General features: G+C 71.9%; 12 protein-coding genes, 1 tRNA gene and 2 pseudogenes. 9 read left to right on the top strand and 6 right to left on the bottom strand.

What is annotated here, in order from left to right; translation table 11 throughout:
- Positions 1–239: 239 nt before the first annotated feature.
- Positions 240–2585 (bottom strand): ATP-binding protein, encoded by a 2346-nt coding sequence (locus DK412_RS02260; protein WP_109970619.1) that lies wholly within the window; start codon positions 2583–2585, stop codon positions 240–242.
- Between DK412_RS02260 and DK412_RS02255 the strand changes: the two genes are divergently transcribed.
- Entirely contained in the window at positions 2584–3072 is a 489-nt protein-coding gene (locus DK412_RS02255) for a DNA polymerase ligase N-terminal domain-containing protein (RefSeq protein ID WP_109970618.1), read from the top strand. The genes DK412_RS02260 and DK412_RS02255 overlap by 2 nt on opposite strands.
- Before the next feature lie 150 nt (positions 3073–3222).
- On the opposite strand, the gene DK412_RS02250 is transcribed toward DK412_RS02255, so the two are convergent.
- Positions 3223–4184 (bottom strand): IS630 family transposase gene (locus DK412_RS02250; RefSeq protein ID WP_109970617.1). Its coding sequence is split into 2 segments (ribosomal slippage): positions 3223–3839 and positions 3839–4184, totalling 963 coding nucleotides; the frame shifts between segments, so codons are not numbered across the junction.
- An 825-nt stretch (positions 4185–5009) separates the two neighbouring features.
- Here DK412_RS02250 and DK412_RS02240 point away from each other — a divergent pair.
- The 6 genes and pseudogenes from DK412_RS02240 to DK412_RS02215 form a co-directional block, all read left to right on the top strand.
- A pseudogene (locus DK412_RS02240) lies at positions 5010–5237 on the top strand (hypothetical protein); the annotation flags it as partial.
- A 72-nt stretch (positions 5238–5309) separates the two neighbouring features.
- Positions 5310–5708, top strand: a pseudogene (locus DK412_RS02235) (MmgE/PrpD family protein); the annotation flags it as partial.
- Positions 5709–5923: 215 nt separating this feature from the next.
- A tRNA-Arg gene (locus DK412_RS02230) sits at positions 5924–6000 on the top strand.
- A 220-nt stretch (positions 6001–6220) separates the two neighbouring features.
- Positions 6221–6463: a hypothetical protein gene (locus DK412_RS02225; RefSeq protein ID WP_109970616.1), complete on the top strand. Its 243-nt coding sequence runs from the start codon at positions 6221–6223 to the stop codon at positions 6461–6463.
- An 85-nt stretch (positions 6464–6548) separates the two neighbouring features.
- Entirely contained in the window at positions 6549–6740 is a 192-nt protein-coding gene (locus DK412_RS02220) for a hypothetical protein (RefSeq protein WP_109970615.1), read from the top strand.
- Between the two features lie 284 nt (positions 6741–7024).
- Entirely contained in the window at positions 7025–7606 is a 582-nt protein-coding gene (locus tag DK412_RS02215) for a hypothetical protein (protein ID WP_162596074.1), read from the top strand.
- A 23-nt stretch (positions 7607–7629) separates the two neighbouring features.
- Here DK412_RS02215 and DK412_RS02210 read toward each other — a convergent pair whose 3' ends face one another.
- The gene (locus tag DK412_RS02210) at positions 7630–7839 is read right to left on the bottom strand and encodes a hypothetical protein (protein ID WP_109970613.1); all 210 of its coding nucleotides are present in this window, start codon (positions 7837–7839) and stop codon (positions 7630–7632) included.
- A gap of 154 nt (positions 7840–7993) precedes the next feature.
- The gene (locus DK412_RS02205; protein WP_109970612.1) at positions 7994–9409 is read right to left on the bottom strand and encodes a serine protease; all 1416 of its coding nucleotides are present in this window, start codon (positions 9407–9409) and stop codon (positions 7994–7996) included.
- Positions 9410–9751: 342 nt separating this feature from the next.
- Here DK412_RS02205 and DK412_RS02200 point away from each other — a divergent pair, with 342 nt between their 5' ends.
- Positions 9752–15037, top strand: coding sequence for an alpha-2-macroglobulin (locus DK412_RS02200; RefSeq protein ID WP_109970611.1), 5286 nt, complete (start codon positions 9752–9754; stop codon positions 15035–15037).
- 232 nt (positions 15038–15269) lie between these two features.
- Here the strand turns inward: DK412_RS02200 and DK412_RS02195 are convergent, their stop codons facing one another.
- Entirely contained in the window at positions 15270–16391 is a 1122-nt protein-coding gene (locus tag DK412_RS02195; RefSeq protein WP_245447386.1) for a DUF418 domain-containing protein, read from the bottom strand.
- A 161-nt stretch (positions 16392–16552) separates the two neighbouring features.
- Positions 16553–19423 (bottom strand): EAL domain-containing protein, encoded by a 2871-nt coding sequence (locus DK412_RS02190; protein WP_109970609.1) that lies wholly within the window; start codon positions 19421–19423, stop codon positions 16553–16555.
- Between the two features lie 287 nt (positions 19424–19710).
- Here DK412_RS02190 and DK412_RS02185 point away from each other — a divergent pair, with 287 nt between their 5' ends.
- Complete coding sequence (locus DK412_RS02185) at positions 19711–20892, top strand: acyltransferase (RefSeq protein WP_109970608.1); 1182 nt, start codon at positions 19711–19713, stop codon at positions 20890–20892.
- Positions 20893–20911 lie beyond the last annotated feature (19 nt).

Here is a 20911-nt window from a genome sequence, read left to right as displayed (position 1 = left end):
GGCGCAATCGGCAGTGCGGACTGCGAAGTCCTCGCGAATCCGACCCTCCTCGTGAGGAATGCCTTCTGTGCTCATGAAGCCCCTGGCCCGGGCCTTGGCGGTTGCGATCCTTGGCGTTCGATGAGCTTCGAAGCTCCGAGCGAGGAATGCGCGCGATGCGCCGGACCGCGGGCGCGGGAGCGTGTTGTCCCAGAATGAGAGAGCACGAGCTGTTCCGGGTCGACGCTCCTGGCCAGCGATCAGCCAACGACCTTCAGGATCGGGCGCGCTCGCACGCGGTCCAGAGCCTCGCGCAGCCCGTGGCTGTCGTAGGGCTTCCTCAGGATGACGAACCCTTCGGATGCGGCCGCCTGCGCCACGTCGCTGTAGCCGGTCGCGAGCAGGACCGCGATACGCCCCGCATACTCGCTCCGCACGTGACGCGCGAGATCGAGGCCGTTCTGAGGTCCCGGCATCACGATGTCGCTGAGGACGATCGCGATCTCGCTCGACGCTCGCAGAATCTCCAGGGCGGTCTCGACGGACTGGGCCTTCAGGACGCCGTAGCCGAAATCCTCCAGGTAGGATCGGGCGATCTCCGCCACCTCGGCATTGTCGTCAACCAGCAGGATCCGGCCCAGACCCTGGCGCGGCGCGACCGGCTCTGCGGACGGGCGCCCGCCCGGCAGCGCCTGGACCGGCTCCGCGGTCCGCGGCAGGTAGAGCGTCACGGTGGCCCCGCGGCCCGGCTGGCTCGCGACCGTCGCGGTGCCGCCGGATTGGATCGCGAAGCCGTAGACCTGCGACAGGCCGAGGCCGGTTCCCTTGCCCTGCGGCTTGGTCGTGAAGAACGGCTCGAAGACCCGCGCCAGCACGTCGGGCGGGATGCCGCTTCCCGTATCGGTGAGGCTCAGGGCCACGAACTCGCCCGTGAGCCCAACCATGCTGCCGTCCGCGAGCGCGACGTTCAGCGCCGCGATGGTGAGCCTTCCTCCGTCCGGCATCGCGTCCCGGGCATTCACCGCGAGGTTAAGAACTGCGAGCTCGAGTTCGTTGAGGTCGACCTTGACCGGCCATAGGTCGGGCGCGAGGGACAGGTCGATCGCGATGTCGCCCCTCAGGCTCGACCGCAGCACGTCCTGGAACGGCGGCAGGTGCTGGGCGAGGTCGATCGGCACGGGCGCGTGAGTCTGCCGGCGGGAGAAGGACAGCAATTGCCGCGTCAGGCTCGCGCCGCGCTTCGCCGCTACCTCGATCGCGTCGAGGGCGCGGCGCTGACGGTCGTCCGTGGCCGGATAGCGCTTCAAACGCTCGACATTGCCGGTCACGATCATCAGCAGATTGTTGAAGTCGTGGGCGACGCCGCCGGTGAGCTGGCCCACCGCCTCGAGGCGCTGCGCCTGCTTGAGGGCGGCCTCGACGGCTTCACGCCGAGTCACCTCGGCGTGGAAGCGCTGGGTCCGGCGCAGGGCGTGGAGCGACAGGGCGCAGAGCGCGAGCGTCGCCGGCAACCCGAACGAGAGGTAGCCGAGCAGCGTGTCGCGCAGCTCCCGACCCATCGCGGCGGTCTCGATCCCCGCCTGGACGTAGACCGGATAGCCCGGGATGTGCCGGTAGCCGACGCGACGCTCGATGCCGTCGACCTGCGACACCGTCGTGAAAACGCCGGTCTCCGGCTCCCGCGCGATGGCCTGCCGGAACTCGCTGCGCGCGTCGAGCCGCTCGGGCCGCTCCAGGACTGTGGGGAAGCGGGCCAGGAAGCTCCCGTCGCTGCGGATCAGCCCGAACGAATCGGCGACCCCACGCGCGAGGCGGGCATAGAACTCGCGCAGGCGCTCGGGCTGCACGCTGATCGCTACGACCCCGTTGAAGCCTCCATCCGACCGCTCCGGCCGCCGGGCGCTCACGACGAAGAAGCGGAAATTGCCGACCTTCGCCTGAACGACGTCGCTGATATAGGCGCCAGCATCATGCGGCACCTGCGCGCGAAAGTAATCACGGTCCGAGTTGTCGAGGCCGACCGGCACCGGCATGACCATGCTGGAGACAAGTGGATGCCCCGCTGCATCGAATGCCCAAATCGCCTGGATCTGGGGCAATGTCTCCTGCGTCCGGCTCAACCGCCGGGACAATCGTGCCTCATCCGCGCGTATGGCGGAGTCGTCGAGCCCGCGCAGCACTTCGTTTGCCTCGGCGAGCGTGCGCTCCACCGTCTGGAGCGCCTTGAGGCTGTGCTCCTGAAGGATATCGAGCGCGCGCTCGATCCGCTCGAGCGACCTCTCCTCGATCGCGCGGCTTGTCGACCACGCCGCATAGGCGAACGCGAGCGCCGGCCCGACGATGCTGAGGGCCACGATCAGGCGCAGCGGCCATAGGACGTTTGGCTGCACGAGACGCACCGACATGCCGATACCGCCATGGCCTCCCCGGTTCGACCCGCAAGCGCAGCCATAAACGCACTCGCCGATACTCAGTTCCGGTATTTTCGGCGAGTTCAGGTCACGGTGCCGTGGGCCGGCAACCGCCGGACCTTTCGACCGTTTGCGCCTGCATGGGCCGCCCCGCCGGGATGGCGCCGCCGGACCGGATCGATCGCCGCCCCACATGCCATCCTTCTTCGTCCAGAAGCACGCCGCCCGTCGGCTTCACTACGACTTCCGGCTTGAGGTCGGCGACGTGCTGAAGAGCTGGGCAGTGACACGGGGACCGAGCCTGGTCGCTGGCGAGAAGCGGCTCGCCATCGAGGTCGAGGACCACGCCTTGAGCTACGGCACCTTCGAGGGCGTGATCCCGTCGGGGTCCTACGGGGCTGGCGCCGTGCTCCTGTGGGACCGCGGCACCTGGGAGCCGGTCGGCGATCCGTTTGCTGGTCTCGCTGCTGGGTCGCTCCACTTCCGCCTCCACGGCGCGAAGCTGACCGGCGGGTGGCGCCTTACGCGCATGCCGTCTCGCGGACGGCAGATCCCCTGGCTCCTCATCAAGGCGGCCGACGCAGCGGCCCGTCCGCGCAGCGCACCCGACATCCTGCAGGAATGCCCGCTCTCCGTCGTCTCCGGTCGTTCGATCGAGGCTCTTGCGGCGCCCTCACCATGAGGTCCGAGTTTCACTCGCAAAAGCGAGTGCATGGTCAGTGCGTGCGCGTCGCCGGCTGCATACACATCCATGATCGGCAGGCTGCGTCACGAGACGAGATCGACTGCGCGAGGTCATCGATCCAACGGCACCCGCTAGAGCGTCGCCCGATCAGTCTGAAACGTAGTGGTCATTCTGGTATCCGGCTGCATTGATGTAGTTGCGGCACTCCTGCGGGGTGAAGGCGGCGAAGGCTTGCTCGATCGCGTCCTGCAGCGCTTTTACCGTGCGCGCGGCCGCGGTGCGCAGCAACGTCTTGAGCTTGGCGAAGGCCTGCTCGATCGGATTGAACTCCGGGCTGTAGGGCGGCAGGTACACCACCCGCGCGCCGGCCGCCGCGATGGCCTCGCGCACGCCCGCCACCTTGTGGGCCTGGAGGTTGTCGAGGATCACCGTGTCGCCTGGCCGGAGCGCCGGGACCAGAGTGTCGGTGACGTAGTCCAGGAAGCGCCGGCCGTTGGTGGCCCCCTCGAAGATCGCCGTCGCCGTCAGGCCGCTCGTGCGCAGAGCCGCCGTGATAGTGGTGGTCTTGTAGTGCCCGCACGGCATCGGCAGGCGACAGCGCTGGCCGCGCGGGGCCCAACCATAGCGGCGCGCCATCCGGGTTGAGGCCGCCGTCTCGTCGATGAACACCAGACGGTCCGGATCGAGATCGAGTTGGCCCTCGAACCACGCCTGGCGGGCCTGCGCTACGTCCGGACGGTCCTGCTCGGCGGCGTGGAGCGCCCCTTTTTACGGGTGATGCAATGGCGGGCCAGGAAGCGCGACAGGCTGCTGGTGCTGGAGGTGACGCCCTGCTCGGCCAAGGCGTCGCGCAGTTCCGACAGCACGATGTTGCCGCGCTTCTCGCACAGCTTCAGGATCCGCGAGGCGTGAGCCTCGATGACGTGCGAGCGCTGGTCGCCGCCCATCGGCTTGGGTCGGACGTGGCCGTCCCGGAGATGGCGGGCGTGCCAGCGACTGACGCTGGCGGCGCTGACACCGAACCGCTCGCCAGCCTGGCGGCAGGACGCACCCGCTATGACAGCGGACACCACACGCTCACGCAGATCGACGGACAAGGGTGAGGTCATCGCTGGCTCCTTCACCCAGCCAACGCCCTAACCAACTTGGCCGTTGCAGGCCGATCGCACAGCGCTCTAGCTCAGCTTGGGACATCGACAGGACAAGCACGAGGCTGACGTCCTCTCCGTGTCCGGCTGGCGGCAATGCGAACTACCTTCGCCTGCGTTCGATGTCCCCTCGATGTCCTATGAATGTCCCATCGATGTCCCGCCCTGACCCTCGAAAACGCTCATGCAAATCGATTTTGGCATGCTTGTCCCATGGCTCGAGGCGCGCCAAGTGCTAGCGTCGGAGGAAGACGTCATGAATAGCGCTTAGATAGCGCGCTGACCGCCCCGACCTCGTTCGTTTTCGCCGCCTTTCTCGCCTCGTCCTTGTCGATGCCGCGATCTGAAGAGCAGCGCCAATGCGTCGCGGGAGTGCTCCAGGGCGAGCTCTACGCGCGAAAAGAGACTCAGAGATCAACGACGTCACCACCCCGGAGATCTCCTGGCAGGCTCACCAGCGGCGTCCTTCAGTCCAGTGCTTACAGGAGGACGGCGGACACCATGGCGACGATCGGGAAGCTCCGAGGCCGCTGGCCGGCATCAGTCAGGCGTTGGGGCATGCAGCCGCGCTCGAAGAGCTTCGACGGCAAGGGTGAGGCAGAGCGCGGGGCGCGCACGCTCGAAGCCGAGCTGGACCGCTCCGGCGCCCTGCCCGATACGCGTCCAGCTGAAAGGACATCCTCGCTCAGATCGTCGAGCGCTACCGTGACGGGATCTCGCCCACGAAGCGCAGCCACGTCGCCGAGGTCGCGCGCATCAACGGGATCCTTCGGCGGCCGATCTGCCAAGGCCGACCAGGACCACCTCGACGCCGTGCTTTGCGCCCTCATCGGGCTGCATTGGCAGATCCAGCCGCGCGCCGCCTCGAACATGATCGGCGACCGCATCGCGGGCTACATGGTGGCGCCGGCGAGCCCGTCGGTGCGAGTGCGGCTCGAGGCCACTGCCACAGCCTGCAATGTCCCGGTCGACCCCGAGGGCCGCATCATGACCTCGGCCAGCGACGGGCCTTGAAGGTGGTCTCGTCGCCGTTCCAGAAGGCGAGCTCGCCGTGGATCGTGTCGGCGCCCATGCATGCGGCCCAGCCTCGGCGTCGAGACCGAGTGCCGGATCGGCAACGCGGTCTATCCCAACCACGACGACGTCGGCTGGCACGTCACCGGCACGACGGGCGTGTTGGGGGCCGCCGCGGGCCGGCTGATGAATCTCTCCAAGCAGCAGATGGTCTGGGCGCTGGGGCTCGCCGCCTCGCAGCCGGTGGGCCTGCGCGACTCGTTCGGCTCGATGAACAAGAGCTTCGATCCCGGCCGCGCCGCCGCCAACGGGCTGTTCGCAGCGACCCTCGCCTCGAAGAACTACACGAGTTCGGACGGGATGATCGAAGCCAAGCGCGGCTGGGCCAACACCATCTCGACGAAGCAGGATTACCGCGAGATCACCGAAGGGCTCGGCAGCCGCTACGAGGCGACGCTCAACACCTACAAGCACCAGCGGCACGCGGCGTCAGCAGCGCCGCAATCCGTCCGTCCCCGGGGCACAACGCCGGCCCCTCTCAGCGTCGCCTCCCCCCGCGCTCCCGACACGCCTCGACCGTGTGACCTTTGCCGTCGGAGCCTTCGCCCGGATCCCCTCGAGCGGACGCGCGATCCCTTTCCCTGTTGCGCTCCGCCCTGAGCCGGGCTACAGAGGCTTCGCGGTCAGCACCCGTAGCTCAGCTGGATAGAGCGTTGCCCTCCGAAGGCAAAGGTCACACGTTCGAATCGTGTCGGGTGCGCCATTTCCCTCAGAAATTCAGATGGCTCAGCGTCGCCGTTGAGGCGAGCCGGTGTCACTACGGTGTCACCAGACGCGAGCCGCCTCACGCTCCGATCTGCTGCAGCCTGCCGGATGGCCAGGAGCGAATCGTCGAGCATCTTTCCGCCGCAGCCATCGGCATGACAGGGCCATAGCGCTCCGCTACGTGCCCCTCCCCTCAAGAAGCACGGATCTGCCCAGCCATGCCGATCAAGGCGCTCAACGACCGCAAGAAGCTCTCGTCCGACTTCAACGAAGCCAACGACGCCTTCATCGATGCGGTGCTGGGCGCGCTCCAGGCCGGCGAGATCCCCGTCGACTTGGCCCGGGCCTACCTCGCCCATCCGGTCGCGATGATGCATGCCAGCGGCGCGCAGGCAGTGGCCGACTATTTCGAGCGGATCCTGTCGCAGAAGCCCACGATCGATTGGACGCCGGGCGGCTGAGGTTTGGTCCTGCCAGGGGGCCGAGCGACAGACGAGCGGGCGCATCGCTGATGCCGCACGCTCGACGCCGAACAGGGAACCGAGCGTGTACAAGGTAACAGGAATCGACCCGACTGGCCGCGTGCTGACGTTCGCCTGCGGTACGGACTTGCAGGCGCTCGACAAGGTTCGGGAGCTGATGGCGCGAGGCTTCCGCGATATCTCTGTTGCTGATCCCAAAGGGCAGCGGACCAACGGGACTGCGTTCGAGCGCTCGGTCGGCCTCGAATACGACTGAGAACCGCAAGGCCCGGCATCGGCGATGGAGCACGCCGCGACGCCTGCCCCTCAGAGGGCATGCCAGCGGCGCGCAGACGGCTACCGATTATGTCGAGCGGATCCTGTCGCGGGAGCCCGAGATCGACTGGACGCCGGGCAGCGGAGTCGACCAATCTACAGCCCTCCTCTGTGCGCAGGGTGCTTCCGGAGAGGCGCTGGCGCAGAACCTCGGGCAAAGGGCGGCCTGCCATGAACGTCGTGTCCTTCGCGACCTGTTTGCTGATCGCGAGTACGGGGACCGCCTTGGCACAGTCTGCCCCGGCCGAGCGCCCGACCCTCGACTGCGCCGACTTTTCGAAGAGGACGGACGAGGCCGAGCTCATCAAGCGCTTCGGCAAGGAGAACGTCGTCCGCGGCAAGCTCGACGGCGCCGAGGGCGAAACCGTGCCGGGCACGATCGTCTATCCGAAGGACCCGGCCCGTCGTCTCGAGATCAGCTGGTGGGAGACGGGCAAGCGACGGGGACTCGCCGGCATCACGGTCAAGGACCGCTCGGCGTGGCTGGTGCGCACGCCCGGCGCGGCGCGCTCGACGATCGGACTGGGAGCGGGCCTCGACGAGGTCGAGGCCGCCAACCAGAAGCCGTTCCAGCTCAACGGCTTCGGGTGGGATTACGGCGGCTACGGAATGGGCTGGAAGGGCGGCAGGCTCGATCATATGGCCGGCGGATGCAGCCTGTCCGCCCGCTTCAATCCGGATCCCAAGGTGAAGGGCAAGGCACTCGACAAGGTCTCCGGCGACAAGGAGCTCGCTTCGTCCGATCCCGCCTTGCGGGCCGTGAAGCCGTCCCTGTCGTCGATCACGATCGGGTGGCCGGAGAAGTAGAAGCAGGCCGGATCGGCCGCCTCTCACCGCCGCCGCCTGCGCTTCGTCTGCCCGGTGTCGCATTGCCGCGCGATGCACCGGTCGTAGGCCGGCTGGCGCAGGCCGGTGGCGTCGCCGCAGCGCCAGATGCAGCGCTGAGCCTCCATCGCGTCGGCCGGGGCGGCCTTCGCGTCCGTGGCCGCCAGGAGTGTCAGAAACACCGGAACCAGAAGCCCCGGGATCGCGTGCCGCATCGTCCGCTCCCGCCTCGTCGCCTCGTCAGGCGAGCGTAGCGTAAAGGCGAGGCCGGGCCGCCTTCTCCGATGGGTCGGTCTCCGGGGGCGGCGGGGTCTCCGAAGAGGGAGGCACGTCACCCGTACGGAGGCGAGGACCGTCCGCGCACCGCCCTCACCCGCCGCACCGCACCCCCACCACTGCCGCGGCGAAGCGCCCGGCGATCGCGCCGGCGGTGAGCGGCGGGGCGCCGCCGGCGGGGGCTGTCCGGGCGTCGGGGCCGAGGAGGGCCTTGAGCGCCGCCGGGCCGACGAGGGGATGGGTGAGCGGGGGCAGCACGCCGGCGATCAGGCGGGGCTGCGCCGGCAGGCGGGCGACGAGGCCGAGGAGGCGGCCGGCGCGGTCGAGGACCGGGGCGCCGGCGGCGCCGGGCTGGAGCGGAGCGAGGAGGCCGGCCGCCGCGACCTCGCCGGTGGTCACGGTCGGGCCGTCGGGACCGGTCGCGAGCACGAGCGCGGCCTCGCCCGGCGCGGCCGGGAACGATGCGAGGGCGGGGGAGGCCGTGCCCGCGGCGGGCGACGTGGCGCCGTCGAGGAGCGCGAGGCCGCTGGATTCGTCGCGCCGCAGCACCCGGGCCGGCTCGCCGGCGACGAGGGGCCCCGGGCAGGAGCCGGGCAGCACCGCGACGATCCGGCGGGGCGCGACGACGAGGCCGGTGGCGGTCGCCGGCGCGGGCCCGGTCGGCGGGGCGGCCGGCTCCGCCACCGTCGCGACCGGGCGCGGGGCCGCCGCTGGAATCTCGCCCGGGAAGGGTACGAAGCTGTTGGCGATGGCGATCACCAGCCGGTCCATCTCCCGGGCCGAGGCCTTGTCGTAGGAGAGGGTGAAGCCGCGCAGGCCCGCCGGGCCGGCGGCGTGGCGGATGTAGAACTTGCCGCCCGCGGTCTCGCCGGTGACGACCGTGAAGTCGGGGCGCTTGAGGGTGTAGGTCACCTTGCGCTCCGGCGTCGCCGCGGCGCCCTGCGCGAACAGGGCGTCGAGGTCGGTCTCGCCGGGGGCGTAGGCCCGGGTGTCGAGGGTGACGCGCCCGTCCGGGCTCTGCCAGCGGGTGCCGCCGGCCACCCGGCTGCGCTTCGACAGGAGCTTTTCCGGCACGCCGAGGACGAGGCCGGTGGCGGGATCGGCCGCCACGGTGAACCGGACCGCCCGGCGCGCGGCCTCGCCGGCGGCGAGCAGCGCGGCGCGGGCGGGCTCGTCCAGGATTCCGGTGGCGGGGGCGCCCGCCTTCGCCTGCCAGGCGCCGACCGCCTCGTAGGTGCGCCGGCCGAAGGCGCCGGTGACGACGCTGTTGTAGCTGCCGGCCCAGACCAGGGCGTCCTGCACCGCCCGGCGCTCCGCCTCGGGCCGGGCCTCGAAGGCGGCGCGGGCGGCCTCGAAGGCGGGATCGGGCGTGGGCGCGGAGCGCGGGGATGGGGCCTTCGCGGCGGGTGCCGGCGGAGCGGGCATCTGGGCGACGGCCGCCGGGGCGAGGCCGACGCAGGCGAGGAGCGGCATGAGGCCGGCGGCGAGCAGGCGGGCGGGGCGCGGCATCGGGCTCTCCGAAGACGAGGCGCCAGACCTTGGCAGAGGCGGGGCCGGACTTCCAGGCGTGTTCCGCCTCGTTCCCGCCCGCGTATCCGGTCGACTCGCACCGTTCCGAAGTGGAGTGGGGAGCGGCGCAAGACGGGTGCGAAATCGATCGCCTCGGAGTGACGGCGGATTGCACCGCGATCGGGTGCTGCTTAGGCTCTGCCCGGGCGGCAGGGCTGTCCGGGGAAAAGAAATGGCGCGGCTCCCCTCTCCCGTTTGGGAGAGGGGAGCCCGCGTTTGATTCTAAAAGGGATTTTCCTCGGACAGCCCTGCCCGCGCGGGGAATCGCTTGCGAGGCCGGACATGTCGCTCATCACCCGGGTCGGTCGCGTCGCCGTCGGTCTGGCCGGCCTTCTGGCGGGGCCCGCGAGCGCGCAAGGCCAGCAGCCCCCGAACCCGGCGCCCCGCCGCGCCGCCCTGGTGCAGCCGGCATCGAAACCAAAGAGCTTCGTGCGCCCGTCCCTCGCCAGCGAGGCGGTGCGGCTCGAGGCACGGGTGAAGGAGGAGGGCGGCGCGGGCGGCCGATCGGCCGCGCAGTGGCGCCGCGAGGCCGAGGCCCTGAAGGCCAAGGACGAGACCGACGGGGCGCTCGCCGCCTTCCGCCGCGCCGCCGCGGCCGAACCGGCCGACTGGCGCAACTGGTACGCCCTGGCGGAGGCCGCGGGCGACGCCGAGACCGACGATTACGACGCCAAACGGACGCTGAAGGCGGAGGCCCGGGCCGGCGCCTACCTCGCCTACCAGCGAGCCGGCGCACCCACCGACGAGGCGCGGGCGCTCGCGCTCCTCGGCGCGGTGCTCGCCAAGCAGGAGACCTGGCGCCCGGCGCTCGAGGCCTACGCGGCGAGCCTGGCGCTGGCCGGCGATCCCGAGACCGCCAAGACCTACGAGGCTCTTCGCGACGCGCACGGCTTCCGGGTGCTCGACTACAAGGTCGATTCCGACGCGGCCGCCCCGCGGGCCTGCTTCACCTTCTCGGAGGCGATCGACCCGAAGGCGGATGTGGCGCCCTTCGTGGCTCTGTCCGGCGCCGCCGACACCGCCGTGACCGCGCAGGGGCAGCAGGTCTGCGTCGACGGCCTGCGCCACGGCGAGCGCTACGGCGTGGTCCTGCGCCAGGGCCTGCCGTCGAGCGTGGGCGAATCCTTACGCAAGGCGGCCGATTACGAGATCTACGTCCGCGACCGCAGCCCGCAGGTGCGCTTCACCGGCCGCAACTACGTGCTGCCCCGCACCGGCCAGGCCGGCGTCCCGCTGGTCTCGGTCAATGCCGGCAAGGTCGAGATCGAGGTGGTGCGCATCGGCGACCGCGGGCTGCTGCCGGCCCTGCGCGGCGACGAGTTCCTGTCGCAGCTCTCCGGTTCCGGCATCCGCACCATCGCCCGCGAGCGCGGCGTGCCGGTCTGGAAGGGCACGCTCGACACCGCACCCGTCGAGATCAACCGCGAGGCGGTGACCGCCTTCCCGGTGCTCCAGGCGGTCGGCAAGGTCGAGCCCGGGCTCTACGTGATGACGGCGCGGCCGAGCGGCAGCACCTCGCTCGCCGACGAGGAGGGCGGCTACGAGAGCGAGGCGACGCAGTGGTTCGTGGTCTCGGATCTCGGGCTCACCGCCTTCAAGGGCCGGGACGGGATCCACGTTCTCGCCCGCTCCCTCGCTTCGGCCGCCGTGCTGAAGGGGGTGGAGATCCGCCTCGTCGCCCGCAACAACGAGGTGCTGGCGACCCGCGGCACCGACGGCCAGGGTCTCGCCGCCTTCGATCCGGGGCTCGCCCGCGGCGAGGGCGGGGCGGCGCCGAGCCTCGTCGTGGCGCGGCTCGGCGACGATTACGGCTTCCTCGACCTGAATTTGAGCGCCTTCGACCTCGCCGACCGCGGCGTGAAGGGCCGGCCGGCCCCCGGCGCGGCGGAGGCCTACCTGTTTCCGGAGCGGGGGGTCTATCGCTCGGGCGAGACGGTGCAGCTGACCGCGCTCCTGCGCGACGCCAAGGGCGCGGCGATCCCGAGCCTGCCGCTGACCCTGGTGGCGAAGCGCCCGGACGGGGTCGAGTATCGCCGGGCGCAGGTGGCGGATGCGGGCTTGGGCGGCCGCGCCTTCTCGCTGCCGCTGCTGCCGGGCGCGCAGGCGGGCACCTGGCGGGTCGCCGCCTATACCGACCCGAAGGCGCCGCCGGTCGGCGAGGCGACGTTCCTCGTCGAGGATTACGTCCCCGAGCGCCTCGACGTGACCCTGACGCCGGCGCAAGTCTCCTTGAATCCGGGCGAGCCCGCGACCGTCGCGGTCGCGGCGCGCTACCTCTACGGCGCGCCCGGCGCGGGCTTGAGCGTCGGCGGCACGGTGGCGGTGCAGCCGGCCGTCCGCAGCGGCATCAAGGGCTTCGAGGACTTTTCCACCGGCCTCGACGACGAGCGCGTCGAGCCGGCGACGGCGGAGCTGGAGACACCCGTCACCACCGACGCGCAGGGGCGCGCCACCGTGCGGGCGCCGGTGCCGGCGTCGAGCGGGCCGCGGCCCTTCGAGGCCAAGGTCTCGCTCCAGGTCGGCGAGCCCGGCGGCCGGGCGGTGCAGCGCAGCCTGACCCTGCCGATCCTGCCCGCCGGACCGGTGATCGGCATCAAAAAGACCTTCGGCGAGTTGCGCGAGGGCGCGACCGCGACGTTCGAGGTGGCGGCCGCGCGGCCCGACGGCACCCGGCTGCCGGCCGAGGCGACCTGGACCCTGCTGCGGGTCGACCGGCGCTACCAATGGTACCGCGCCGACGGGCGCTGGTCCTACGAGCCGGTCAAGACCACCGCCAAGGTCGCCAACGGCCGCGTCGCCCTGGCGGCGGCCGCCCCGGCGACGCTGGCGATGCCGGTCGGGCTCGGCCAGTACCGCCTGGAGGTGCGCGGCCCCGGCCTCGAGGCGGCGAGCCTGTCGTTCAGCGTCGGCTGGAGCGGGTCCGAGACCGCCGACGCGCCCGACCTCCTCGACCTCACCCTCGACCGCGACGCCTACGCCTCGGGCGAGACGCTGAAGGCCACCTTACGCCCGCGCTTTGCCGGCACCGCCACCGTCGCGGTGGTGAGCGACAAGGTCCACGAGATCCGCACCCTCGACCTGCCGGCGGGCGGCGCCACCGTCGAGATCCCGGTGAAGCCGGATTGGGGCGCCGGCGCCTACCTCGTCGCCACCGCCTACCGACCCCTCGACCAGGCGGCCAAGCGCCTGCCCGGGCGGGCGATGGGGCTCGCTTGGTTCGGGATCGACCGCGACGCCCGCAGCCTCGGCGTCACGGTGGAGGCCCCCGCCAAGGTCCGGCCGCGGGGCGAGTTGCGCCTGCCGATCCGCCTCGCGGGGCTGAAACCCGGCGAGGAGGCGCGGGTGACCGTGGCGGCGGTCGATGTCGGCATCCTCAATCTCACCCGCTACGCCAATCCGGATCCGTTCGGGTTCTTCTTCGGCCAGAAGGCGCTCTCGGCCGAGATCCGCGACCTCTACGGCTACCTGATCGACGGCATGCAGGGCACGCTGGGCGCCATCCGCTCCGGCGGCGACGCCGGGGGCGCGGAGCTGGAGGGCGCGCCGCCGGCGCAAGCGCCGCTGGCGCGCTACTCGGGCGTCGTCACGGTCGGGCCGGACGGCCGGGCCGAGGTGAACTTCTCCCTGCCCGCCTTCAACGGCACCGCCCGGGTGATGGTGACGGCCTGGAGCGCGGCGCGGGTCGGGGCGGCCTCGGCCGACGTGGTGATCCGCGATCCGGTCGTGGCGAGCGGCACCCTGCCGCGCTTCCTCGATGTCGGCGACCGCTCGCGCCTGCATGTCGCCCTCGACAACGTCGAAGGGCAGGCCGGCGACTACGCGGTCGATGTCGACCTCGCCGGGCCGGTGGTGGTGCCGGCCGGTGCGCTGAGCCGCTCGCTCCGCCTGGAGCCGGGCGGGCGCGGGTCGGTCGAGATCCCGCTCACCGCCGCGGGCCCGGGCCTCGCCCGCATCGACCTGCGCCTGACCGGCCCGGGTCTGCCCGAGCCCGCCGGCCAGAGCTTCGGCTTAAGCATCCAGCCCGGCACCGGGGCGCTGCTGCGCCGCGAGGTCCGCACCCTCGCGCCCGGCGCGAGCCTGACCGTGTCGGGCGACCTCCTCGCCGAGGTGATCCCGGGCACCGGCTCCGTCACGCTCGCGGCCTCGCCCTTCGGCGGGATCGACGTGCCGGCCCTGCTCCAGGCCCTCGACCGCTATCCCTACGGCTGCACCGAGCAGGTGGTGAGCCGGGCCCTGCCGCTGCTCTCAGTCAACCGGCTGGCGGCCTTGACCCAGCTCGGCCTCGACGGCAGCGCCGACGAGCGGGTGAAGGGGGCCATCGACCGGGTGCTGTCGCGCCAGGATGCGAGCGGCGCCTTCGGGCTGTGGTCGGCGGGCCAGGCCGAGGATCTGTGGCTCACCGCCTACGCCACCGACTTCCTGACCCGGGCGCGGGAGCGCGGCTTCGCCGTGCCGCCGACCGCCCTCACCCTCGCCCTCGACCGGCTGCGCAACAGCGTGGCCAACGCCAGCGAGGTGACGGAGGGCGGCCTCGACCTCGCCTACGCGGCCTACGTGCTCGCCCGCAACGGCCGGCCGGTGATGGGCGACCTGCGCTATCTCGCCGACACCAAGCTCGCCTCCTTCGCGACGCCGCTCGCCCGCGGCCAGATCGCGGCGGCGCTCGCTCTGCTCGGCGACCGGGCCCGGGCCCGCACCGCCTTCGAGGCCGCCGTGGCGGCGCTTCGGGCCGAGCGCGACGGCGGCGCCTACCGGGCCGATTACGGCTCGCGCCTGCGCGACGGCGCCGGGCTGATTGCCCTCGCCGCCGAGACCGGCGTGGCGCGGGACGCGCTCGGTTCGCTCGGCACCGTGGTGGGCGAGGAGCGCGAGTCCGGCCGCCCGACCAGCACCCAGGAACAGGCCTGGATGGTGCTGGCGGCGGCCGAGCTCGCGAAAGATGCGGGGAAGGACGCGCCCTCGCTCGCCCTCGACGGCGCGCCGGTGACGGGCGCGCTCTACCGCACGTTCCCCGGCGCCGCCCTGGAGGCCAAGCCGGTGACGGTGACGAATCGTGGCACCGCCCCGGTGCAGCTCGCGCTGGGCGTCTCGGGCAACCCGGCGGTGCCGGAGCCGGCGGAGGCGAAGGGCTACACGATCGAGCGCAGCTACCACCGCCTGGACGGCAGCCCGGCCGACCTCGCGGCGTTGCGCCAGAACGACCGGCTGGTCGTGGTGCTGAAGGTGACCGAGGCCAAGGCCAGCGCCGGCCGCCTGCTCCTCGTCGACCGCCTGCCGGCGGGCCTCGAGATCGACAACCCGAAGCTCCTCGACGCGGACGCGACCGCCGGCCTCGCCTGGGCGAAGTCCGACGTGAAGCCCACCCACACCGAGTTCCGCGACGACCGCTTCGTGGCGGCCTACGACCGCGACCCGAGCCAGTCCGCCTTCTTCAGCGTCGCCTACACGGTGCGGGCGGTGACGCCCGGCCGCTACGTCCACCCGGCGGCGACGATCGAGGACATGTACCGGCCCGAGCGCTACGGGCGCACGGCGTTCGGGACGCTGGAGGTGGGGGCGGCGCGGTAAGTGCCGGAGGGAAGCGATATCCCTTTCCACCCCCACCCTTTCCCGGACGACTGGAACGAAGTGGAAGGAGATCCGGGATCCAGGAGAGAAGTGCCGCGAAGCGGCTCTGTCCGTTGCAACGTTGCACACATGCAGACGCTTCGCGACTTCTTTTGCTGGATCCCGGATCTTCCTTCCGCTGACGCTGCACTTGGCCGGGATAGAGGCAGAGGGAATTGAGCGAGGGCCGGCCTCACGCCTGCCGGATCGGCAGCCATCGCCCGTACATGATCACGCGCCACAGCCACTCCAGCGGGCCGTAGCGGAACTGCGCCAGCCAGAGGCGGCTCGCGACGACCTGGGCGGCGTAGAGGGCGAGCACGATGCCGAATCCCGCCGTGAGGCCGAGCTTGCTGAACAGCGCGAGCCCGTAGCCGTAGAAGACGAATCCGAGCACCAACGACTGCACGATGTAGTTGGTGAAGGCCATGCGGCCGACCGGCTCCGCCCAGGCGAGCCGGCGCCGGCCCGTTTCCGTCGACCCGGCGGCGAGGATCGCGGCGGCGTAGCCCAGCGCCAGGAGGATCGTTCCGGTCGGCGCGGCAACGATCTCGAACCCCCTGAGGGATGGCCAGCCGGAATAGCTGCGCGCCGAGGTCGCCAGGGTCAGGACCAGACCGAGGCCGACCGCGATGGCGGCACACCACCCGAGCCCCGCGGTGAACCGCGCCGCGCTGCGGACGAGTCCGCTTCTCCAGGCGAGGGCGCCGAGGAGGAACAGGCCCAGCGTGCGCGGCAGGACGAAGACGTGCAGCGGCAGGAACCCGGCGACCTCCCGGATCCGGAAGTCCAGGATCTCGGCGAAGGTGCCGGCCGCGTAGACACGGTCGGCCACCGCCACCTGCCGGGCCAGCCAGGCCCGCTCGGGGAAGGGCACCAGGGGCGGCAGGAGCGGTTGCAGGGCGTAGATGACGAGGCAGGCCGCGCAAAGGACTGCCATCAGCCATCGAGGCCCGAACAGGAAGGGCAGGACGATCAGCCCCGCGATGGCGTATTCGGTGAGGATGTCGCCGTTCCAGATTAGGAACAGGTGGACGAGCCCGAACCCGAGCAGCACGAGGAGGCGGCGCACGAGCAGGCGCGGAGCGCCGGCCAGCCGCTCGCCCTGCATCGCCAACCCGACGCCGAAGAGAAGCGAGAACAGCGCGAACGCCTTCATGTCGACGAAGATCACGAGGAGGGCGTCGATCCAGCGGTCGAGGCCGGCCTCCGGCGGGCCGGGCAGGAACTGCCGGAAGATCGAGACCCGGAACTCGCCCTCGAGATTGATCGCCAGAACACCCAGCAGCGCAAGGCCGCGCATCGCGTCGAGCACGGGCAGGCGTTCCGCGGGGTTCGCCGGAATGTCTCCGGTAACGACGCTGCGTTCGACGGCCTTCGATCCCGCCACGAGCATGATTGACCCTCGGCGGGGCACGAGCCCGCGGTGGCTGCTCTATCACCGGTGTCCGGCCCGGCAAGGCCCGCCCGGCCCCGTCAGCCGTTCGCCGCCAGCCGGCCCGCCGCCTCGGTGAAAACCCCCTCCCCGGCCATCACAGTGGCAAGCTGCGCGACGGGCTGCGGCTTGCCGAACAGGTAGCCCTGCATCTCCGCGCAACCCTCGCCGAGCAGGACGCGCATCTGCGCCTCGGTCTCGACGCCCTCGGCCACCACCCGGATGCCGAGGCTGGTCCCTAGGCCGAGCACGGCGCGCACGATCACCGCCGAGGCCGGGCGCCGCTCGAGCTGGCTGACGAAGGAGCGGTCGATCTTGATCGTGTCGAACGGGAAGGCCTGCAGCGTCGCCAGCGACGAGTAGCCGGTGCCGAAATCGTCCATGGCGATCCGGATCCCCAGCGACTTCAGCCGGCGCAGGACCGACAGGGCGCGGGCCATGTCGTTGATGATGACCGTCTCGGTCACCTCGATCTCGAGCCGCTCCGGCGGCAGGCCGGTCTCGGTCAGGATCGCCAGGACGCGCTCGGGCAGGTCGACCTGCTGGAACTGGCGTGGCGACAGGTTGACCGCGATCGTGAGCGGGCGGGCCCAGCCCGCCGCCTCGCCGCAGGCCGCGCGCAGGACCCACTCGCCGAGGGGAACGACGAGGCCGGTCTCCTCGGCGAGCGGAATGAAGGCGCCCGGCGGCACCAGGCCGCGCGACGGATGCCGCCAGCGCACCAGCGCCTCGAAGCCGACGAGCGTTCCCCCGAAGGCCGGCCCGGGGGAACGCCGGCCCTGGCCGGGTCGCACCTGCGGCTGGTAGTGCAGCACCAGTTCGTCCCGCGCGATCGCCCGGCGCAGGTCGGTCTCCCGCTGCCGCCGCTCCGCGAGCGCCAGGTCCATCGCCGGGTCGAAGGCGCGGGCCGCGTTCCGCCCCTCCGCCTTCGCCTTGTAGAGGGCGAGGTCGGCGCGCCGGACGAGGGTCTCCTCGTCGGTCCCGTCGGCCGGCGAGGCGGCGATGCCGATGCTCGCGCCGATCTCGACCGACTGGTCGCCGAGCCGGATCGGCCGGCCGATCGCCCGCACGAGTCCTTGCGCCCGCGCCATCGCGTCGCCCGGGCCGTCGATGGCGGCGAGCAGCACCGCGAACTCGTCGCCGCCGAGCCGCGCCGCGATGTCCTGGCCCGAAAGGCCTGCCCGCAGGCGGAGCGCGACCTCGCGCAGCAGCGCGTCGCCGGCGAGATGGCCGAGGGCGTCGTTGACCTCCTTGAACCGGTCGAGATCGACGCACAGGACCGCGCAGGCGCCCTCGCCGCGCCCGATCCCGGACAGCCGCTGCCGCAGCCGCTCGCGGAACAGGGTGCGGTTGGGCAGGTCGGTGAGGGCATCGTGGGCCGCCATGTGGGCGATCCGGCTCTCCGCCTCCTTGCGCACGCCGATATCGACGTGAGTGCCCACGATCCGTGTCGCCCGCCCGTCGGCCCCGCGCGCGACGACCTTCGAGCGCGTGAGGAACCAGCCCCAGGTGCCGTCCTTGCGCCGCAGCCGGTGCTCGCACGCGAAGACCGGCGTCGCTCCCCCGAGATGCGCCGCGAGCTTGGCGCGGGCTTCGGCCCGGTCGTCGGGATGGAGGAGCGCGCGCCAGGTGCTGCTGCGGGAGGGCAGCTCGCCCGGGGCGTAGCCGAGCATGTGCCACCAGCGGTCCGAGGTCCAGGCCACGCCGGTGGCGAGGTCGCAATCCCACAGGCCGTCGCTGCTCGCGTCGAGCGCCAGCGCCAGGCGCTCCTCGCTCACCTGAAGCGCCTCGCGGGCGCGGACCATGTCGTCGATGTCGAGCGCCGTGCCGATCCACTCGACGACGCCGTTCTGCTGCAGGGCCGGGGCGATGACGATCTTGTGAAAGCGATACGCGCCCGAGGGATCGCGCCAGCGCAGCTCCGTCGCGAGGGCCCGCCGTTCCGTCCGCGCCCGCAGCCACGTGGCGGCGGCCTTGTCGCGGTCGTCGGGGTGCTGGAGCTCGATGCACAGCGCGTAAGCGGCGGCGCGCGCGCCGAAGAACGCCCGGAACGGCCGATTGGAGTAGAGGGTCGTGCCGTCGTCCCTGACGACCCAGACCATCTGCGGGAGAGCGTCGGTGAGTGCCCGCATGCGTTCCTCGCTGGCGAGCAGGGCCGCCTTCTGCCCGCTCAGCACGCCGTTCATCCGCCGCAGGCGATCGGCGACCAGCGCCAGGGCCGAGCAGGCGAGCACCGCGAGGGTGACGGCGGCGATGCCGGCGGCGAGCACGGCCCGCGGCAGGCTGTCGGCCCCGTCCCCCGCGCGGGGATCGGGCACGACCTCCGCGGCCGCCATGGCGAGGAGGTGCAGCAGCACGATCCCGCCGGCCAGCAGGGTCGCCGCGGGGATCAGGCTGCGGCGCTCGCCCCGGCGCCGGAACACCACGAGCGCGGCGCAGGACAGGGCGGCCCCCACCACCAGGGCCGCGACGGCGAGGTTCGGATGCCAGACGAAGGTGCCCGGCACGTGTACGCCCTGCATGCCGGTGGCGTGCATGGCGGCGACGCCGAGGCTCAGGAGGAGGCCCGCGGCGAGGCGGCCGGAGGTGCCACGGGCCCGGCGCAGAAGGCCCAGGGCCGCGAGCGCGCCGGCTACGCCGACGAGGAGCGAGGCGAGGGTCGCCGCCGGATCGTAGCCGACGCCCACCCCCGGATCGTAGCCCAGCATGGCGATGAAGTGCGTGCTCCAGGTTCCGGCCCCGGCCGAGAAGGCCGCGCCGAGGAGCCAGCCGAGCGAGCGTCCGCCGCGCGCGGCACGTGCCTGCCCGAAGAGCTGCAGGGCCGTAAGGCAGGAGAACCACGCGACCAGAGCCGCCAGCGGAACGGCCCAGACCGTATGCTCGGCAGTCAGACAGACGAACGCACGATACATGGCACCCCGTGACGGCTGCGGCGCGGATTCACAGTGTGCGGCGGAGTGATTGAACAATCATTACTGGTGCCGCTGCGTGACGATGCTGATTCTCAGCTCGAACACACAAGGGGGTTGTGGTTTTAATATGAGATCGAGATATTCATTAAATTTGTAAGAGCCTGATCCATTCGCCTCGGCGGCTACGGCTTATTGGCGGCCGCTTTTCCGGGCCGCGCAGCAGCTCGGCCATGGAGCGACGCACCCGGGCCGCGTAGAACGGATCCGTCCCTGCCGCAGGGTCCGCGATGCTTCCCTTCCTCCGCCGCACCCCACCCGCGCCGCCGACTCCGCCCGCCGCGCCGGAGGAGCGCCTCACGGCCCTCGACCGGCTGCGGGGCGCCCTCGTCGGCCTCGTCGTCCTGCACCACGCCGTCCTCGCCTACTGCAGCTTCGGGCATGTCGACCGCGCTCACTACGCCCTGTCGACGGCACCGATCGTCGATCCGCAACGCTGGGGCGGCTTCGACAGGCTCGTGCTGCTCGACGATGCCTTCTTCATGCCGCTGCTGTTCGGGCTGTCGGGCCTGTTCGTCCGGGACGGGCTCGAGCGGAAGGGGGCCGGCGCCTACCTGCGCGGCCGGGCGCGGCGCCTCGGCCTGCCCTTCGCCGTCGCCGTGACGACCCTGATGCCGCTCGCCTACTACCCCTCGTACCTGCAGGCCGGGGGCCGGCCCGGCTTCGCGGCATTCTGGGTCCGGACGGTGACGACCGGGCCCTGGCCGAGCGGGCCGCCCTGGTTCATCGGCGTCCTCCTGGCGTTCGACGCGGCCGCCGCCGTCCTGTTCGTCCTGAGAACCCGCGACCGGCCGGGGCGGGCCCGCGCGCCGGGCCGGGGCTTCCTCCTGCTCGTCGGTCTCTCCGGCCTCGCCTACCTGCCCCTCCTCCTCGCGGTCGGCCCGGCGCGCTGGGTCGGGATCGGGCCGCTGGCGATCCAGGCCAGCCGCATCGGGCTCTACGCGGCCTATTTCGCCACCGGCGTCGCGCTCGGACGGGGCGGGAGGCCGGCACTCCTGGATGTCGGCCGGGCGCTCGCCGCGCGCTGGCGCCCGTGGGGCCTCCTCGCCCTTGCCGCGGGAGCCGCCCTCGTCGCCGCGGCGGCGATCGGGAGCCGGCTGCCGGCGCGGGAGGCGCTCGCCCTGGCGGGCGCGGCGCGGACGGTGTTCTGCGCCGCCGCCGCCCTCGCGCTCCCGGCTCTGTTCCTCCGCTTCGGCGGAAGACGTTCCGCCGCCTGGGACAGCCTGTCGGCGAACGCCTTCGCCATCTACCTGCTGCATTACCCGGCCGTGACCTGGGCTCAAGCCGCGCTCCTGGGCCTGCCGCTCGGCGCTCCCCTCAAGGGCGCGGTCGTGTTCGTCGTCGCGTTCGCGGCGAGCTGGGCGGGCGCCTGGGCGCTCCGCCGTATTCCTCCCGTCCGAAAGGTGCTCTGAGCGACGACGCTCGCGCGGC

Origin of the sequence: Methylobacterium sp. 17Sr1-1, assembly GCF_003173775.1 — a bacterium.
Lineage (GTDB): Bacteria > Pseudomonadota > Alphaproteobacteria > Rhizobiales > Beijerinckiaceae > Methylobacterium.
Note: the sequence above shows the minus strand (reverse complement) of the source record. Positions and strands in the feature narration are given on the sequence as shown.

Excerpts from the sequence above, each read along its gene's own strand:
- DK412_RS02185 (WP_109970608.1), top strand. The coding sequence starts at position 19,711 with ATGCTTCCCTTCCTCCGCCGCACCCCACCCGCGCCGCCGACTCCGCCC.
- DK412_RS02255 (WP_109970618.1), top strand. The coding sequence starts at position 2,584 with ATGCCATCCTTCTTCGTCCAGAAGCACGCCGCCCGTCGGCTTCACTAC.
- DK412_RS02210 (WP_109970613.1), bottom strand. The coding sequence starts at position 7,839 with ATGCGGCACGCGATCCCGGGGCTTCTGGTTCCGGTGTTTCTGACACTC.
- DK412_RS02200 (WP_109970611.1), top strand. The coding sequence starts at position 9,752 with ATGTCGCTCATCACCCGGGTCGGTCGCGTCGCCGTCGGTCTGGCCGGC.
- DK412_RS02190 (WP_109970609.1), bottom strand. The coding sequence starts at position 19,423 with ATGTATCGTGCGTTCGTCTGTCTGACTGCCGAGCATACGGTCTGGGCC.
- DK412_RS02205 (WP_109970612.1), bottom strand. The coding sequence starts at position 9,409 with ATGCCGCGCCCCGCCCGCCTGCTCGCCGCCGGCCTCATGCCGCTCCTC.
- DK412_RS02260 (WP_109970619.1), bottom strand. The coding sequence starts at position 2,585 with ATGTGGGGCGGCGATCGATCCGGTCCGGCGGCGCCATCCCGGCGGGGC.
- DK412_RS02225 (WP_109970616.1), top strand. The coding sequence starts at position 6,221 with ATGCCGATCAAGGCGCTCAACGACCGCAAGAAGCTCTCGTCCGACTTC.